A 17,791-nucleotide genomic window follows, 5' to 3' on the forward strand; every position below is an offset into this window, starting at 1 on the left:
GCTGGGCTAGGTGGGTCGAAATAAGTAAAGAAGCCCAAAAGCCTAACCGGTTCCTGAGCCGAGCCGAAGAAAAAGGTAAAATTAATACACGCCTTAGCCATTAATTATTTTCAATTTTCCCATGCAATTCAATGTGATAACGCTCTAATTTTTAACGTAAACAGTACGCTTAAAAAGGTTAATATTTCATCAGTTCTTAAAATGTAAGACATGATTTCTAGATAAATAATCGGAATTAAATAAAATTTCAGCAAGTATTGTAGCGTTTTTTGATTTGGTAACGTATGGGTTTTGAATCTACCCAGTAAAACAGAAGCTTTTGGAGAAAGATCTCATACAAGAAGCACAAAAGCGAGATAAAAAATCTCTTGAAAGGCTTTATAGGCACTTTTATGGCTATGCTATGAGTATTGCGCTAAGGTATTCGGGTAATAGAGAGGAAGCATGCGAAATCGTAAATGATAGTTACATGAAGGCTTTTGATAAACTGGATCAATTTTGCTTAGACAATTCCTTCAAGGCGTGGTTCCGTAGGATTATAATAAATACCTCCGTCGACTATTACCGAAAAAATCTTAAGCATCAGGTGTTAATGGACATTGATAAGGCACATGCCGAGACTTATGATCCTGATATTATTGATGAGTTATCTAAGGATGATATCTTGAAATGCCTCGAGGAGTTACCTGATATTTTGAGAGTGATTTTCAATATGTATGAAATAGAAGGGTTCAAACATGCCGAAATTAGTGAGAAACTAGGGATACCATCAAGTACCTGTAGGACTTATTTGGCCAGAGCGAAGGAGAAATTGAGAGAAAAAATTATTGCATTAAATCAGATAAAAAATGAAGGAGCAGTTCGATAAGAAACTGGCGGAGAAGATTAAAGCCTCCTTCAGCAAACATGAGGAGCCTTTTGACCCAAAAGAATGGGAGAAATTTTCTGATGCTTATTTTAAACCAAAAAGAAAGCCTGGCTTATTTTTTGGCCTTTTATGACTGCAGGGATAGCGGCAAGTTTGTTGTTCTTTTTCTTTTATTTTCCTAAACATGTAGAAATTGACCAAAAAGTGAAGTCAATAGCCGATGCTGTGATTAGTGAGGAAGCGCCGTTTTTTAAAAAGGAAGAAAAGCAACAAATTAAAGAGACTATAATACCAGAAATCAAGTCAAAAGCTATTGCAGGAGCTGAACAAGCAGATAAACCGAGCCTATCGACTGATAAATCGACAGGAGATAGGCAAAGTGGATTAAATAGGATTCCTGTTTTAACAATTCCTGAAAAAGATAAAAACTTAACACCATCATTTGTAAAGGCCTTTACCTATAAATGGGATAAATTTCAGGCTGATATTGTTAAGCATTTCAATGATTTTGAAGGAGGAACGGATATAGAGAAGGGATGGACTTCCGAGAAATCCATAGCCATGTCTCAGACAGATGCCCAAAATTTGGTGGATGCGTGGAAGTCCTCAAATGCTGAAAAAGAATCCAAACAAGTATCTGAAACACCAAAGTCCTTTAAGTTAGGGGTGATGGTGAGCCCTCAGTCAAGTTCAAATCCTGTATCTGGGATGAATTTGGGTGCTGGAATTATGTCAGAGATTTCATTGAGCAGAAGGCTAAAATTAGATGTTGGATTGGCATACGCTAACCAAAGTATGGGTGCACAAAATAACCAAAGTATGAACCTGATGATGGATGCTGCCCCAGCTTCAGAAAATCAAAAAACCAATAGTAATATTATTGATACCGATTACCAGCTTAATTTTGCCTCTCTGGATATTCCGGTTAATTTAAAATACAAGATTTATGATAAGAAGCAGACAGGCTTGTATTTGATTACAGGTTTGTCAAGCATGGTGTATTTAAAACAAAATACTGTAGAATCTTATCAGGCACAGTCCTTATTCAATGCAAACAGTATTAATGGCGCTTTAGAATATACGCCTTCAATTCAGAGCTTTAGTAATGTGTTCACTCCTGAAACCGGGCAAAGCAATACCGATGTAGCTGGACTTCTAAACCTTTCATTTGGCTATGAGTATCAGTTAAATAAAGAGTTTTATCTTTCCTTTGAGCCTTTCTATAAATTGCCGTTGGGAGGCCTTACTTTTGCAGACCAGCAGTTTTCAATCGGAGGAGTTAACCTTAGAATGAACTTCAACTTTAAAAATAAATAACAAACCAAATTTTAATTAACTATTGACCATGATTTTAACGAACAAGTTTACCTGGCTACTTGGCCTGATTATTTTGATGACTTCTTGTATTGATGAGTCTCCATCTGAGATAGAATTGGCGATGGAAAGAGATGACCTTATTTTAGAACAATACATTGCCTCTAATAACATTGTTGCGACCAAGTCCCAATCAGGATATTATTACACCAAAACAGTAGAAAAACCAGATGCCGAACAATTTGAAAATGCCGATTATATAGGCGTATATTATGAAATTAAAAGCTTAGATGGGCAATTGATAGATTCCTATATGGATGAAACCAAGGAGCCAAAGATATTTAAATACAGTCAAGATGGATTGTGGCCTATAGCCATTACTTATGCTTCTGGTCTTGCTAACGTAGGAGAAGAATTAACGGTTTATTCTCCTTCCTACCTCGCATTCGGTAATTATAGCTATGAGGCCTTAATTCTCCAGTCATCTAATTTGGTGATTAAATTAAAGTATGCTGCTAAATATACTATAGAGGATCTGATGCAACGTGAAGAGGCCATGATCGCTGATTATATCGCAGCCGAACAATTAGAGGGTTTTATAGAGGTCGCAGATGGTGTTTATGTGAGAACGATAACTGCGGGTGATGATACAAAAACGGAGTCTAAATTGGGTAGCAACGTTTCGGTAGATTTTGAGCTATTTGAATTGGGTAGCGATGATCCTGTTTACGAGTCTTATACTAATAATACGCCTACCTCTGTTGTTGTTGGGAATTCCGGCTTAGAATTTTTGAATGAGTCTTTATTTGAAGTTTTGCCTGATCAGAAGATTGAAGTGTTGTCTACTTCTTTCAATGCCTATGATGAATCAATTCAAATTTTCCCAGCTGTTATTCGAGAAGATTTGGTAAACATGGGAGAGCAAATAGACCTCATAAAGCCATTTACACCTATACGCTTTGAGGCAGAGGTGCTTTCTGTAAATTAATATATGACATAAAAAAAGGGCTTGAATTTCAAGCCCTTTTTTTATGTCAATAAATTCTTCAAGAAAGGTATTTTTAATAGTTCCTCTATACTTAATCCGAAAGCAAAGGCCCATACCAAAGCGCTTACAAACATGGTTAAAAGGATTTTTTTCTTTGCTATGCCAAATGATGTGAGCACTACTGTTCCACCAATTGGTGTCAGAATAAGAGGAGTTAGTAAGGCTATTCCCCAGATGCCAAATTTTTTCCACACCTTGATGACATTTCTCGTTCTTTTAGTAAACCTTTTAGGCTTTTTACTAATCAGGACGTTCCAATTTCGCATAAACCAATCTCCTAAATAGGTGAATAATACCACTGAGGTCATCATGCCAGACACAGTTACCACTACTATTTCAAGTAAACTATAGCCAGCAGCCGCTCCTAAAAGAGGCCCTGCAACAAATTTAAAAAGGCATAGGAAGTAAATTCCTGCAAACGTAATGAGGTACTCAATCATGAGATGATGAAATAAATATAAAGCAAATAACCTAGAATTAGAGCGACACCGTTTAACCTGGATATTTTGTAATCGATACGCATGATAGGTAAGAGGAAGACAGTAAACCCTAGCATCCAAACAAAATCAGTGTAAATAAAATCTGTGGCTACATCAATTGGTTTGATCAGTGCTGTGATCCCAATAATGGAGAAGACGTTCATTATATTACTCCCCAAAATGTTTCCCAAGGCCATTTCAGTTTCTTTTTTTAATGCCGCAAGGACTGAGGTAACCAATTCAGGCAAACTTGTACCTATTGCTATAATAGTTACGCCGATTATCCTTTCGCTTACGCCGAAATTTCTTGCGATCAATGAAGCATTTCCAACTACTAATTCTGAACCAAAGTACAAACCGGCGGCACCTCCCAGTAGCTGTAGTACAGCTAACCAGGGGGATTGTTTTTTCATCAGGATGGCTTCCTCCTCAGAAAACTCTACCCGTTCTATTGTTTTGAAAAAATACCAGTTAAGAGCGACGAAACAAGTGAATAAAATAATCCCCTCATAAAATGTAATAAGCCCGTTGAATGCCATGATATAGAACATGACTGAACTAATTAAAGTAAAAGGGTAATCCAGTTTAAGTGTGCTTTTCTGAATATAGATGGGGAAAATTATAGCACTAATACCTAAGACGAGTGTGATATTGGAAATATTACTACCTATAACATTTCCAATAGCGATATCACTAGAGCCCTTTAATGCTGCTGTTACGCTCACCAATAACTCTGGAGCAGAAGTTCCGAAAGCAACAATGGTAAGTCCAATCAATCCAGGGCTTAAACCTAACCTTGCAGCAATAGCAGAAGCACCGTCGACAAGGAATTTCCCACCTAACAACAGGATAAGAAAGCCTCCGGCTAATATTAAATAGCTCATTTTAAAAGAATATATTAAATTTTAGAACCAAAAGCGAGGTCACCCGCATCCCCTAATCCAGGGATAATGTAAGATTGTTGATTAAGTTTATCGTCTACGGCCCCAATCCAGAAACGATGTGGGAGGTCTAGGTTGTCTTGGATATGCTTTATTCCCTCTGGAGCAGCGATGGCACTTACCACCTCAATTTGTTTAGGAATGCCATTTTTCTTTAGGGCCTGTATACTTTTTAAAAAAGACTTTCCTGTAGCCAGCATTGGGTCTACCATAATTACCGTTTTTCCCGTTAGGTCAGGTGCAGCCATATAGTTTAAGGTGATCTCAATTTCATCCTCCGCCTCATTTCTATACGCTCCAATAAAGCCACTGTCTGATTGGTCGAATAGATTTAAAACACCCTGATAGAAGGGGACTGCAGCTCTTAATACTGCAATGATTATAGGTTGATCTTTAATCAGTGGGGTTTCTACTTTACCAAAAGGGCTGGAAACGGATGCAGAGGAATAGGGGAGTTGCTTAGAAACTTCATAAGCCAAAATTTCACCTAACCTTTCCAGATTTTTTCTAAAACGCATCCTGTCCTTTTGAACATGGATGTCTCGAAGTTCAGCCAGATAATGATTGGCTATGGAGTTATTTTGGTTGAGAATAAACATAGTAAGACAAAGTTAAAACAAAAAAACCCGATCTTTTAAGATCGGGTTTTAATTATTATGTAAGATGCCTATTTACTGGATCTCAAAACTTACTCTTCTTGCCATTTGTCTGGCATCTGTAGAAGATTTGTCTACGCTAGTATCTTCACCATATCCTTTGTAAGAAAGTCTAGATGCATCAACTCCTGTAGAGATAAGCAGATCATAAACAGATTTAGCTCTTTTCTCAGAAAGTTTCATGTTATAGTTCTCAGGTCCTAACTCATCAGCATAACCTTTGATTTCTACCTGAACACCAGGGTTTCTCTTCATGAAGTTAGCAACATAGTTGGCTGAAGAAGCAGAATATCCAAGTGGTTTAGAACTGTCAAAAGCAAAATAAACGTTTACATATTGATCGTTTATAGATTTTGCTAAGTAATCAACCTCGTCAGTGTCTTCAGGTGCACAACCTTCAAGAGATGCTGGACCTGGAACGAATGGACATTTGTCCAAATGATCAGGAAGACCATCGCCATCTGAATCCATTGTTACACCGTGAGAATTAACTCTTGCACCTGCTGGAGTGTTAGGCTCTTGATCTAAATAATCAGGAACGCCGTCTCCATCAGAGTCTTTCAGCATGTCTTTGATCTCACCGATCTGAGTAGCCAATTCGTCTTTAGTAGCGTATTTGCTCTCTCTGATGTACCAATCAGCATGAGTATCATTTCCACCTAGGTAGAAAGTAAGACCCAAAGTACCAGTCCACCATACAGAATTCATTCCGTAATAGCCATTGTCAGTTGCTGGTGTAATGTCAGATGCTCCATCAAAAGCTACAGATTGACGACCTGAAACAAAATTAGATACATCTCCAGTAAGTGCAATTCGATCACTCAATTTAACTTGTAAAGTCATTCCAGTAATCATATTGTACTGTTTGTCTTTTACATCAGCAAACTGATTCTCTTGAGGGGTAAGTTGTGACATTCCGCCACCAAAGTGACCCAATAGGTTGAAAGTTTGAGAAAATGTTTCCCAATTCATTATTCTGCCAATATTGGCAACTCCTTGTAGGTTCAAACGGTAATAATTTGTAGAAAAATCAGGAGTATCAGCAGCATTTTTAAAGCTACCGAAACCAAAATCTAATTTGGTTCCAAATTTTTCATTAAACATATACCTGACCCCAAGATCGGCATGTCCAAGGTTTAACGTAGGAGAGAAGTAACCAGGCGTCATTGGAGCCATTGGTTTATTGAACCCTCCGTTAACCTCTACAGACCATTTGTTGAAGTCGTCTTGAGCATTAGCACCTACAGCTAAAGCACCAACTAGTAGTGTTGATAGTATTATTTTTTTCATGATAAAAAATTTTTTACAACATTCAGTGTTTTAAATGATTTTGATTGCTATTAGATTTTTACTCGGTTTATGATACAAATGTATATTAATTTACGGGAACTTTAAACATCTATCTCAATTGTTTCAATAAAAACTAATTTGATCCCGAAATTTAAAAAATAATTAACATAAACTATGCCATTCACAAAATTATTAAAAGAAATTCTTCACTTAGATAGTGTCTCAGGTGATGAATCTAGGATTTCAGCTTTTATCCTCCAATATATAGTAGAACATAAATCCTCTTGGAAAGTCATTCCCGAAATCCATTATGGAGAAGGTTTTCATGACAATATTATTCTTGTTTTTGGTAAGCCTAGAACAGCTGTGTTTGCGCACATGGATACAGTCGGTTTTACAGCAAGGTATGAAAATCAACTTGTGCCTATCGGTGGCCCGGAACTTCTGGATGGTGTGTGGTTGGTTGGTAGGGATGAAGCAGGTCCTATAAGGTGTATGGCCAAGGAAATTAATGGAAACGTTTTTCACGATTTCCCAAGAAAAATTCAAACGGGAACCGTGCTCTCATTTGAACAAGACATTATAATAGAAGATGGTTTTCTTCAGGCAGCATATTTGGACAATAGAATGGGGATATACACCTTATTAAGGTTATGTGAAACTTTGGAGGACGGCGTTCTGGTTTTCAGCACTTACGAAGAGCATGGCGGCGGTTCAGTTCCTTTTCTTATTAAATATATATATGAAAATTGGCAGGTAAAAAATGCCTTAATAGCTGACGTTACCTGGGTCACGGAAGGAGTTCACTTTGACGATGGTGCCGTTATTTCAATGAGGGATAGTTTCATACCCCGAAAAACGTTTGTAAATAAAATTGTAGATTTTGCCAGAGATGCCGGGATTCCTTTTCAGTTGGAAGTAGAGGCTTATGGGGGAAGTGATGGGAGAGAGATTCAAATGAGTCCGTATCCTATTGATTGGTGTTTCATAGGGATGCCGCAGGAAAATCCACATACGCCTATTGAGAAGGTGGCTATTTCAGATATGGAGAGTATGTTTAAATTGTATCAATATTTATTGCAATATTTGTAAGGGATTTGATTTTTCACTTATTTGGAGGGCAATTATTTTTAATCGTTGTCCACCATCTGGGAAACTTACTTGTAAGAATGATTAAGTTAAAACACTTATTTTTTGAACCGTATCTTAGTGAAAAAATCATTTTGAATAGAGTGAAGGAACTGTCTATCTCTATAAATCGTGATTATCAGGCAAAAAAACCCATCTTTTTAGCTGTTTTAAACGGTAGTTTTATGTTTATGTCTGATATTTGTAAGGAGATTTCAATGGACATGTCTATCAGTTTTATTAAAATAGCTTCCTATTCTGGATTGAAATCTGATGGTAAAGTAAGGGAATTGATCGGTTTGGATGAATCTCTTAAAGATAGAGATGTCATAATTGTGGAAGATATTGTGGATACGGGGGTAAGTATGGCTCACCTACTGGGAATAATTAATAAGGAGGAACCACGCAGTGTAGAAGTTGTCAGCCTCCTATTGAAACCAGATGCATTGAAAGAGCCAATAAAGGTAAAATATATAGGTTTCGAAATCCCTGATCTTTTTGTAGTGGGTTATGGATTGGATTATCAGGGCCTAGGCAGAAACCTGAAAGACATTTACCAAATTGTTGAGAAAAATTAATACTTAATTTATATTAAAATTACACTTATGTTAAATATCGTTTTGTTTGGCCCTCCCGGAGCAGGTAAAGGGACCCAAAGTGAAAAGTTGATAGAAAAATACAATATTGAACACATATCCACTGGAGACTTATTCAGGAAACATTTGGGTGAAGGTACAGCATTAGGAAAGTTGGCCCGCAAATACATGGATGAAGGGAATCTTGTGCCAGACGAGGTAGTAATTGGAATGGTAGAAGACAAGATCAACCATTCATTGGACGCAAATGGGGTTATTTTTGATGGATTCCCTCGTACTGTGGCGCAAGCTGAAGCATTAGACGATCTGTTGGCAAAGAAAGGAGTGGCAATTTCTGGCATGATAGCATTAGAAGTTCCTGAAGAAGAATTGAAAAATCGCCTTAAAGAAAGAGGGAAAACTTCAGGAAGGGCAGATGATCAGGATGAAGAAAAATTAAAAATAGGATTAAGGTATATAATGAAGAGACCTTACCAGTTGCCAACTTCTATGAAAATCAGGGTAAGTTATCCGGAATTCATGGTGTTGGTGCCATAGATGAAATCTTCGAAAAAATTAGTGCTGTGGTAGATAAGTATTAATCACTATCTTTGCATAATAATTTTATGGCTGAGCTTACAAGCTTGGCCATTTTCTTTTCATCCAAAAGTTGAATGTTAAGGGATGAAAAATTAAGCACTTAATATTAAACTGTAAAAGTAGTGGCAGGATCCAATTTTATTGATTACGTGAAGTTTTGCTCCCGATCAGGAGCAGGGGGAAGTGGGTCAGTACATTTCAGAAGAGAAAAACATGTCCCTAAAGGGGGACCTGATGGTGGCGATGGTGGAAGAGGAGGGCATATTATTCTGAGAGGAAATTCCCAACTATGGACATTACTTCATCTCAAATACAAAAAACATGTCATTGCGGACAAGGGGAATAATGGTGAAGGTGGAAGAAGAAAAGGTTCGGACGGGCATGATGTCGTATTGGAGGTCCCCATCGGTACTGTTGCTAAAGTAGCAGAAACTGGTGAGTTCAGGTGCGAAATCACAGAACATGGCCAAGAATATATACTGACAAAAGGAGGTAGAGGAGGTCAGGGAAATGATCATTTCAAAACCTCAACCAATCAAACGCCTCATTATGCTCAGCCTGGAGAGGAGGGCATAGAGGAATGGATTGTCATGGAATTGAAGCTTTTGGCAGATGTAGGCTTAGTTGGTTTTCCCAATGCAGGGAAATCCACTTTATTGGCTAGTGTATCTGCTGCCAAGCCTGAAATTGCTGATTATGCCTTTACTACACTCATACCTAATTTAGGAGTAGTTGACTACAGGGACGGAAAATCTTTTGTTATGGCAGATATCCCTGGGATAATTGAAGGAGCTGCTGAAGGCAAAGGGCTGGGACTACGTTTTCTTAGGCATATAGAAAGAAACTCTATTCTTCTGTTCTTGGTGCCTGCAGATGCAGAGCATATTGGTGAACAATACGCCATATTATTGGATGAAATCAAACGTTACAACCCTGAGCTTTTAGATAAAAGGCGAATTCTGGCCATCTCTAAAGCAGATTTACTCGATGATGAGCTCATGGAGGCATTGAAACCTGAAATACCTCAGGGAATTCCATATCTTTATTTTTCTTCGGTTACAGGTTTTCAGTTACCTGCTCTTAAAGATTTGATTTGGAAGGCATTGCAGTAAATGTGTCAGAATGTCATATTTCTATAGTATGGCAAGTTAATTGTTTAGGAGAGATTGATTGTTGATAAACGAATTGAATAATGACAGATAAAGTGAACGAAGAAAAGGAACAAGGTCTGGATCAGACAGATTCAGTTGAAAACCTTAAAAATGAAGACGATCTGAACAAAGAATCCCAAGGTGAGGTAAAGGACGAAGAAGTGGAGGGAGTTGAGACTGCATCGGACAGTTTGGCAAAGGAAAACCTGGAACTGAAAGATAAATATGTCAGGTTATACTCTGAATTTGATAATTTTCGGAGAAGAACAGCAAAGGAAAAGCTGGAAATGATAAGTACAGCTTCTATGAGCCTTATTCAAGAGATTTTACCGGTATTAGATGATTTTGAAAGGTCGTTTAAAATAGAAGGTAATGACCAAGAAGGAAGCTTGCTGATTTATAATAAATTGAGTAAAACATTATCGTCTAGAGGTTTGGAGCCTATGGATGATTTGGTAGGAAAGAAATTTGACGCAGAATATCACGAGGCAATCACTCAAATTCCTGCTCCATCTGATGACCTAAAAGGGAAAATTGTAGATGTTGTGGAGAAAGGATACATGCTTTCAGGAAAAGTAGTCCGATTTGCAAAAGTGGTAATAGGAAATTAAAAACTTATGGCTAAGAGAGATTATTACGAAGTGCTGGGGATAGCAAAAAGTGCCAGCCCTGAAGAAATAAAGAAGGCTTACAGAAAATTGGCCATTAAATTTCATCCAGATAAAAATCCGGATGATCCGACTTCTGAGGATAAATTTAAGGAAGGTGCGGAAGCATATGAGGTATTAAGTAATCCGGAGAAGAAACAACGTTACGATAAATTTGGTCATCAAGGTGTCAGTGGCAATGGTGGCTACGGTGGCGGAGGAATGAATATGGATGACATATTCTCTCAGTTTGGTGATATCTTCGGCAGTGGCGGCGGTGGCGGCTTTGATTCATTTTTTGGTGGTGGTGGACGAAGTTCCAGGCGTACCAGAAAGGGAACAAACCTTCGCGTTAAATTAAAGCTTAACCTAAAAGAACTCGCTAATGGAGTGGAGAAGAAAATTAAGGTGAAGCGTCACATGATTGCAGACGGTGTTACGTTCAAAACTTGTTCTACATGTCAGGGACAAGGACAAATAAAGAAAGTGGTCAATACCATGCTGGGTCAGATGGTTTCAGCAAGCACCTGTCCAACATGTGAAGGAAGTGGGCAGATTGTTGATAAAAGACCACCAAATGCCAATGCCAATGGATTGGTATTGAAAGAAGAAATAATCCCAATAAATATTCCAGCGGGAGTTTCAGAAGGCATGCAACTAAGTTTGTCTAGCAAAGGGAATGAAATCCCTGGTGGGGTACCTGGCGATTTATTGATTCTCATAGAAGAAATTGAGGACAGTGAATTGGTGAGAGACGGCAACAATGTGGTCTATGATTTATACCTGAGCTTTATTGATGTTGCCCTTGGTGCTTCTTTAGAAGTGCCTACTATAGATGGTAAAGTCAAAATAAAAATTGATGCTGGTACTCAAGCAGGTAAAATCCTTAGACTGAAAGGTAAAGGGATTAAAGAACTTAATGGGTATGGAAAAGGTGATCAACTAATACATATAAATGTATGGACACCTAAGGAAGTGAGTGCAGAAGAAAGAGAAAAATTGGAGTCACTTAGGGATTCCGAGAATTTTAAACCGAATCCAGGGAATTCTGAGAAAAGTATATTTGATAAAGTTAAAGAATTTTTCTAAAAAGAGATGGCCTACTTCCGGCCATTTCTTTTTAATAACCTTTTCAGTCTTCAATCGTATTAATTCCCTATGTTTAAGGAATTAAATATATCGATATGTTTAATCATTTTTGTTGCCATTTCTTCTGAAGCGCAAATACGGCGTCATTTTGAAGTTACGGAACAAGATGGTATTAATTTGGTGAGTCTTAATTTCTCCAGTTATAAAGGAGCGGCACATATAAACCGTTCCTATCATGGCGTTCCGTTGTTTGTAGATGCAGAATTAGGTAAGGTCAATATACTACCTTCTTTTTCGCACAGCTTAATAGATGGAGTACTTCATGCCTCACTTGAACATAAGAATGTAGAATCTGAAAGTTTAAGCAAAAACCTATCCTACAGGCTTTTTTCCAGTGGAGATGATGATTTTGACCACAAATGGGATGTAGGACTAGATCCCAACTATCTTTACGATCTTCATCTTCAATTTGGAATAGGTAAAGCCTGGCTAGATTTTTCAAATCTTCCGGTCTCAAATTGCATTATCAAAACAGCCTCAGCCGACGTTTTTTTAGATTATGCCAGTCAGGTATCCAATACTGTAAGTATGGATACCCTAGGTGTTGCAATTAATATGGGCTCGGTATATGCCAATGACCTGCAATTTTCCAATGCTCGTTTGCTGATGTTTGATGTTAACTATGGTTCTGTTAATTTAACTTTTAATGATACCATGGCAGGCCCCTCTCAAATCCATACTATGGTGGGAGCTGGAACAGTAAATATAAAACTGCCACCAAAGGATTTGCCTTATCTGGTAAAGATCAAATCAACTGCCATGTGTAGGACGAAGGTGCCTTTTAGTATGAAAAAAAATAGGGGAAAAAACCTACGTGAGTAAAGGATATAGTAAAGGTGCTGAAAACCTCATGGTCTTTCTAATAGATGTTTCGGTCGGTTCCGTATCTTTAGAATAGTTAAATTTTTGGATGGTGATCTCTGTTCATTATAATGTTTCAAACCAGTTGTTAAACTTTTGTTCATTTGGAAATACTAAGCATTCGATCATTAAATAAATCCTATGGATCACATGTTGCACTAAAAGATTTTGACCTTTCAGTAAGTCAGGGGAAGATTTTTGGATTGTTGGGCCCCAACGGTGCAGGTAAAACAACACTCATTAGGATTGTTAATCAAATTATAGACAGGGATTCCGGTGATATTTTTATCAACGAGCAACCCCTGAAGATGGACCATGTTCGTAACATCGGTTACCTTCCAGAGGAAAGAGGCCTCTATAAGGGGATGAAAGTGAAGGAGCAGTTGTTGTATTTTGCTCAAATAAAAGGGATTAAGAAGACTGAGGCCAAACAAAAAATCACTGATTGGCTTGAAAAACTTAACCTTACCCAATGGAAAGACAAAAAGATCCAGGACTTGTCCAAAGGAATGGCACAGAAAGTTCAATTCATAGCTACCGTCATCCACCGTCCTGATTTACTTATATTGGATGAACCCTTTTCTGGTTTTGATCCTGTAAATGCTGAGATCATCAAAAATGAAATACTTGAGTTGAGAAATCAAGGGGTGACCATTTTGTTGTCTACGCATAGGATGGAATCTGTAGAGTTACTTTGCGATGAAATAGCTATGGTCAACAGGTCCAGAAAAATACTAGACGGTACCGTAAAGTCCATCAAAGAAGAAGCAAAAACAAATATTTTTCGAGTTAAAATGATTCCTCAAAATGTGGATTTTGTTCCACCAGGAGAAGGATTGCTTAGGCAGGACGGAATTCTGGAGTTTAAGTTGAGTTTGAAGGATCAGAAGCCAAATGATTTACTGAGAGCGCTTATGGCTGAAGGCGAGATTCTTGGCTTTGAAGAAATTGTGCCAAGCATTGAGGAGATATTCATTCAAAAAATTAATGAAAGTCATGGCGAATAAAATCTTCTTAGTTATCCAAAGAGAATATTTGGCAAGAGTAAAAAAAACGTTCATTTCTCCTCGCTACACTTATTACCCCATTGGTTTTCCCAACCATCTTAGGTTTGTTTTTATGGATAGGCCTGTCTGATGCTACTACTAGTGAGAACAGAAAGGTAATAGAAGTGGTGGATGAGAACAACTCATTTTTTTTAGAAAGCGATGAATTGTATTCCTTTTCCTATGGCGAGCTAGGGCAGGAAAACGCTAAATTGTTGGTTCAGGAAGGTGCAAGGTTTGGGTTTTTGTACATTCCTGATTTGGATGTGACAAATCCTGATGGGGTCATTTTTTATAGTGAGGAAACACCGCCCATTTCGATGATTACCAGTTTGCAATTGTTACTGCAAAGAAAAATAGAAGCCTTTAGACTGGAAGCTTCAGGAATTGACCCCATGATTTTGTCTTCTTATAAGACGAATGTGGACATACAAACGATTATTCTTAGTGAGGCTGGAGGAGAACGTGTTTCAAACTCAGTCGTGAATTATGCCATTGGTTTTCTTGCTGGAATCCTTATTTACACCTTTATTTTTGTGTATGGTAACCAGGTCATGCAAGGAGTGATCGAAGAGAAGTCTAGTAGGATTATTGAAATTTTGGTTTCCTCTCTAAAGCCGTTTCAATTGATGATGGGCAAAATTATAGGTATCGGAGCTGTTGGGCTAACACAATTTCTAATTTGGATACTATTGATTACCGTAGTGTCCTCCGTGGTCATGGGGTATTTCGGTATGAAAATGCCCCAACAGCAAATGCTAGAAATGTCTAGCCAACAAGAGCTTTTCTCGACAGTAGATAATCCTGAGTTATTAGAAGTCTTGCAGATGGTGCAGGGGTTAGATTTTGCACAAGTAACCCTTACTTTTTTAGTTTATTTTGTAGGTGGTTTTCTATTGTATGGCGCATTCTTCGCAGCAATTGGGGCAGCAGTGGACAGTCCTTCAGATGCCCAACAATTTATGTTTCCTGTGACTATTCCATTGTTGGTAGCCTATATGGGGCTGTTTATTTTTGTCTTAGATGACCCAAATAGTAATGTATCCTTTTGGCTTTCTATCATTCCTTTTACTTCCCCTGTAGCAATGATGGGTCGGGTTAGCTTTGGGGTGCCCTGGCAAGAATTGGCGCTTTCTATAGCACTTTTGGTGGCGGGTTTTTTATCTACCACCTGGCTTGCTGGGAAAATCTACCGCATAGGAATATTGGTGCATGGATCCAAGGTAAACTATAAGGTGTTGTGGAAATGGTTGAAGCAAAACTAGCGACGACCTATTAAAAGGCAAGCATTAATTGATTAATAGTTATAGAATTTTCTCCCTTTCTAGGCAATAATGCGTGGTTTATATTGTTTCTCATTATGAACTTACTTAAGTTCGGGAACACCAAATTTTGCAATGAAGAGAAAACTCCAAGACCTAGCATCCTTAGATCTTTATCAAAATAGGGAGAAAGTAAAGTGGGCCATATTTATTTTTCCTTTGTCATAGGTTTGGGGTCAATCTATTATACCAACACCCTGGTAGAGGAGCTTAAGATTCGAGAAAAACGACAGGTTGATTTGTACGCTGAAGCCTTGGAATATGCCTCCGTAAACTCAGACAATTTAACGTTTGTCTTTCAGGTGATAATCCAAGAGAATAAATCCATACCAGTAATTACTGTAAACCCTAGTGGAGAGCCTATTGAGTATAAAAACATCAACTTTCCACCGAACAGTTCAGAGGAAGAGATAAGGCTATATTTGTTGGAGGAATTGGAATCCATGAAAGCGCTTTATGAACCCATTAGCCTCTCTGATGATGTTTTTATCTATTACAGAAATTCCGACCTTCTCACTCGACTACAGTATTATCCTTATGTTCAACTTTCTGTAATATTGGTTTTTGGCCTTTTGGCTTATGCCTTTTTTAACCAAAGTAAAGTAGCGGAACAAAACAGGTTATGGGCCGGCCTGACAAAGGAAACAGCCCATCAATTGGGCACCCCATTGGCTTCTCTTATGGCCTGGATAGACTATCTCAAAAACTCTCCCGTTTATGATGAAAATCAAGAAGTCATTCTGGAAATAGAAAAGGACATCAATAAACTGACCATGGTTACTGAGCGGTTTAGTAATATAGGCAGTACGCCTGTAATTAAACCTGAGAATGTTTACCAAATAGTTGGAGATGCTATCAGTTATTTAAGGCCCAGGATCTCAAATAAAGTTAGTATTGAGCTTAATTCTCATGCTGAAAATATATACGCTCAAATGAACAGGTCTTTGTTTGAATGGGTAATTGAAAATGTTTGTAAAAATGCGGTTGATGCCATGAAGGGGCAAGGTGCCATTCGGATCAATATTGTCAAAGAAAGTGAGCAATTCGTATTTGTTGATATTTCTGATACAGGAAAGGGTATTGAAAAGAAGATGTTCGCCAAGGTTTTTAACCCTGGGTTTACCACAAGGAAAAGAGGCTGGGGTTTAGGATTGACACTGGCCAAAAGAATTATGGAAGGATATCACAATGGAAGAATATTTGTCAATACTTCTGAATTAGGGAAGGGAACCACTTTTAGGATTGTATTGCATGGTGTCAAAGAACAGGATGAAATAGATTAATCATTTAAAAACATTTTTTATGAAAGGAGTAAAGCAGATTCTGGCATTGTCTTTTATTTTATTACTCGGATTCTCCTGCCAAAACAAAGTTAAGGAGCAGACTGTTGCAGAGACTACTACTTTTAGTGACTATAATGAGCCTTTCAGGCCTCAGTATCATTTCAGCCCGCCTGCCAATTGGATGAACGATCCCAATGGCATGGTTTTTCACAAAGGAGAATACCATCTTTTTTACCAATACTATCCAGATAGCAATGTCTGGGGCCCCATGCATTGGGGACATGCAACCTCTAAAAACCTTATTGAATGGAAAAACTTACCTGTTGCTATAGCGCCAGATAGTCTTGGATGGATTTTCTCTGGTTCTGCTGTTCTTGATAGCGAAAATAGCAGTGGCTTGGGTACAGCCGAAAACCCACCTTTAGTTGCCATCTACACTTATCATAATAATGTAAAAGGTGATGCCGGAAGGATTGATTTTCAGACCCAGGGAATTGCCTACAGCCTGGATGATGGTGTTTCGTGGGAGAAGTTCAGCGGAAACCCGGTTCTTGCCAATCCTGGGATTAGAGATTTCAGGGATCCCAAGGTGACTAAGGTGGAGGTTGATGGCAAGGCAATGTGGGTAATGTCATTGGCTGTAAAAGATAAAATAAGTTTTTATTCTTCCTCAAACCTTTTGGAATGGGAACATGAAAGCGATTTTAACCCTGCTTGGGCGGCTTATGGTGGGGTTTGGGAATGTCCAGACTTATTTCCTTTGCAATCGCCAAATGGAGAGCAAAAATGGGTTTTATTGGTGAGCATTAATCCAGGTGGACCGAATGGAGGTTCAGCAACACAGTATTTTGTCGGTGATTTTGATGGGGAAACTTTTACCACTAATCAAGAAGAGGTAAAATGGTTAGACCATGGGACAGACAATTATGCCGGGGTGACCTGGTCCAATGTTCCTGATGCAGATGGGCGTACAATATTTATTGGTTGGATGAGCAATTGGGATTATGCACAAGTAGTGCCCACCGAAGTTTGGCGTTCCGCAATGACCTTACCTAGGGAATTGTCCCTTTATGATGAAGGAGAAGAGCTATGGGTAGCGTCGAACCCTGTAAAGGAGGTTGAGCAATTAAGGGATGAGGCCTTAACTATTGAAGGCGAAGAAGTAGCCCTGGAAAATGAATTGCTTGAGTTTTCCCTCAAACCAAAAGCAGGTGATTTCTCGGGTACTTTTGAAAATGAATTTGGAGAAATTCTGGTTATCGGAAAAAGAGAGGATGCGTTATTTATTGACAGAACCAACTCAGGACTTACCAACTTCAAAGAAGGTTTTGCTTCGGTCATGACGGCCCCATCAATGGACTTGAGATAAATGAGGTCAGGATAATGTTGGACAGGTCCTCCGTTGAAGTATTTATCAATGACGGTGCCTTGGC

Annotated in this window: 18 protein-coding genes and 2 pseudogenes; 16 read left to right on the top strand and 4 right to left on the bottom strand. The window is 38.4% G+C overall.

Annotated features, from left to right (window positions below; translation table 11 throughout):
* The first annotated feature begins 319 nt into the window (after positions 1 to 319).
* From ADICYQ_RS08625 to ADICYQ_RS08635, 4 genes are read left to right on the top strand one after another with little or no spacing between them, the layout of a single operon-like run.
* Positions 320 to 868 carry an RNA polymerase sigma factor gene (locus tag ADICYQ_RS08625; RefSeq protein WP_020893193.1) on the top strand — a complete coding sequence of 183 codons (549 nt, stop codon included), beginning with the start codon at positions 320 to 322 and terminating at the stop codon, positions 866 to 868.
* Entirely contained in the window at positions 849 to 1,001 is a 153-nt protein-coding gene (locus tag ADICYQ_RS27390; protein ID WP_020893194.1) for a hypothetical protein, read from the top strand. The genes ADICYQ_RS08625 and ADICYQ_RS27390 overlap by 20 nt, the downstream gene beginning before the upstream one ends.
* On the top strand, positions 998 to 2,185 hold the full coding sequence (locus tag ADICYQ_RS08630) for an outer membrane beta-barrel protein (RefSeq protein WP_020893195.1): 1,188 nt from the start codon (positions 998 to 1,000) through the stop codon (positions 2,183 to 2,185). Before ADICYQ_RS27390 ends, ADICYQ_RS08630 begins: the two co-directional genes overlap by 4 nt.
* 28 nt (positions 2,186 to 2,213) lie before the next feature.
* Positions 2,214 to 3,170, top strand: coding sequence for an FKBP-type peptidyl-prolyl cis-trans isomerase (locus ADICYQ_RS08635; RefSeq protein ID WP_020893196.1), 957 nt, complete (start codon positions 2,214 to 2,216; stop codon positions 3,168 to 3,170).
* 41 nt (positions 3,171 to 3,211) lie between these two features.
* Here the strand turns inward: ADICYQ_RS08635 and ADICYQ_RS08640 are convergent, their stop codons facing one another.
* From ADICYQ_RS08640 to ADICYQ_RS08655, 4 genes are all read right to left on the bottom strand, one after another.
* Complete coding sequence (locus ADICYQ_RS08640; protein ID WP_020893197.1) at positions 3,212 to 3,670, bottom strand: hypothetical protein; 459 nt, start codon at positions 3,668 to 3,670, stop codon at positions 3,212 to 3,214.
* Positions 3,667 to 4,593 carry a calcium/sodium antiporter gene (locus ADICYQ_RS08645; RefSeq protein WP_020893198.1) on the bottom strand — a complete coding sequence of 309 codons (927 nt, stop codon included), beginning with the start codon at positions 4,591 to 4,593 and terminating at the stop codon, positions 3,667 to 3,669. The genes ADICYQ_RS08640 and ADICYQ_RS08645 overlap by 4 nt, the downstream gene beginning before the upstream one ends.
* A 14-nt stretch (positions 4,594 to 4,607) precedes the next feature.
* Positions 4,608 to 5,249, bottom strand: a complete 642-nt coding sequence (gene upp / locus ADICYQ_RS08650) for a uracil phosphoribosyltransferase (protein WP_020893199.1) — start codon at positions 5,247 to 5,249, stop codon at positions 4,608 to 4,610.
* A gap of 72 nt (positions 5,250 to 5,321) precedes the next feature.
* Positions 5,322 to 6,596, bottom strand: coding sequence for an OmpA family protein (locus ADICYQ_RS08655; RefSeq protein WP_040415280.1), 1,275 nt, complete (start codon positions 6,594 to 6,596; stop codon positions 5,322 to 5,324).
* Between the two features lie 174 nt (positions 6,597 to 6,770).
* Here ADICYQ_RS08655 and ADICYQ_RS08660 point away from each other — a divergent pair, with 174 nt between their 5' ends.
* The 12 genes and pseudogenes from ADICYQ_RS08660 to ADICYQ_RS29615 form a co-directional block, all read left to right on the top strand.
* Entirely contained in the window at positions 6,771 to 7,688 is a 918-nt protein-coding gene (locus ADICYQ_RS08660) for a M20/M25/M40 family metallo-hydrolase (RefSeq protein ID WP_020893201.1), read from the top strand.
* A 77-nt stretch (positions 7,689 to 7,765) separates the two neighbouring features.
* The gene (gene hpt, locus ADICYQ_RS08665; protein WP_040415283.1) at positions 7,766 to 8,302 is read left to right on the top strand and encodes a hypoxanthine phosphoribosyltransferase; all 537 of its coding nucleotides are present in this window, start codon (positions 7,766 to 7,768) and stop codon (positions 8,300 to 8,302) included.
* Positions 8,303 to 8,329: 27 nt separating this feature from the next.
* A pseudogene (locus tag ADICYQ_RS08670) lies at positions 8,330 to 8,901 on the top strand (adenylate kinase).
* A gap of 120 nt (positions 8,902 to 9,021) precedes the next feature.
* The gene (gene obgE / locus ADICYQ_RS08675) at positions 9,022 to 10,011 is read left to right on the top strand and encodes a GTPase ObgE (protein WP_020893204.1); all 990 of its coding nucleotides are present in this window, start codon (positions 9,022 to 9,024) and stop codon (positions 10,009 to 10,011) included.
* 80 nt (positions 10,012 to 10,091) lie between these two features.
* Positions 10,092 to 10,661 (top strand): nucleotide exchange factor GrpE, encoded by a 570-nt coding sequence (locus ADICYQ_RS08680; protein WP_020893205.1) that lies wholly within the window; start codon positions 10,092 to 10,094, stop codon positions 10,659 to 10,661.
* A gap of 6 nt (positions 10,662 to 10,667) precedes the next feature.
* Positions 10,668 to 11,786, top strand: a complete 1,119-nt coding sequence (dnaJ, locus tag ADICYQ_RS08685; RefSeq protein ID WP_020893206.1) for a molecular chaperone DnaJ — start codon at positions 10,668 to 10,670, stop codon at positions 11,784 to 11,786.
* 69 nt (positions 11,787 to 11,855) lie between these two features.
* The gene (locus tag ADICYQ_RS08690; RefSeq protein ID WP_020893207.1) at positions 11,856 to 12,668 is read left to right on the top strand and encodes a hypothetical protein; all 813 of its coding nucleotides are present in this window, start codon (positions 11,856 to 11,858) and stop codon (positions 12,666 to 12,668) included.
* A 143-nt stretch (positions 12,669 to 12,811) separates the two neighbouring features.
* Positions 12,812 to 13,714: an ABC transporter ATP-binding protein gene (locus tag ADICYQ_RS08695; protein WP_020893208.1), complete on the top strand. Its 903-nt coding sequence runs from the start codon at positions 12,812 to 12,814 to the stop codon at positions 13,712 to 13,714.
* 104 nt (positions 13,715 to 13,818) lie between these two features.
* Positions 13,819 to 15,018 (top strand): ABC transporter permease, encoded by a 1,200-nt coding sequence (locus ADICYQ_RS08700; protein WP_316929278.1) that lies wholly within the window; start codon positions 13,819 to 13,821, stop codon positions 15,016 to 15,018.
* 132 nt (positions 15,019 to 15,150) lie between these two features.
* Positions 15,151 to 16,358: pseudogene (locus ADICYQ_RS08705) on the top strand (sensor histidine kinase).
* Between the two features lie 19 nt (positions 16,359 to 16,377).
* The gene (locus ADICYQ_RS08710) at positions 16,378 to 17,727 is read left to right on the top strand and encodes a glycoside hydrolase family 32 protein (protein WP_020893211.1); all 1,350 of its coding nucleotides are present in this window, start codon (positions 16,378 to 16,380) and stop codon (positions 17,725 to 17,727) included.
* A gap of 11 nt (positions 17,728 to 17,738) precedes the next feature.
* On the top strand, positions 17,739 to 17,791 hold a 53-nt coding region (locus ADICYQ_RS29615; protein ID WP_498366128.1), incomplete at its 3' end, for a hypothetical protein.

Origin of the sequence: Cyclobacterium qasimii M12-11B, from assembly GCF_000427295.1 — a bacterium.
Taxonomy (GTDB): Bacteria; Bacteroidota; Bacteroidia; order Cytophagales; family Cyclobacteriaceae; genus Cyclobacterium; species Cyclobacterium qasimii.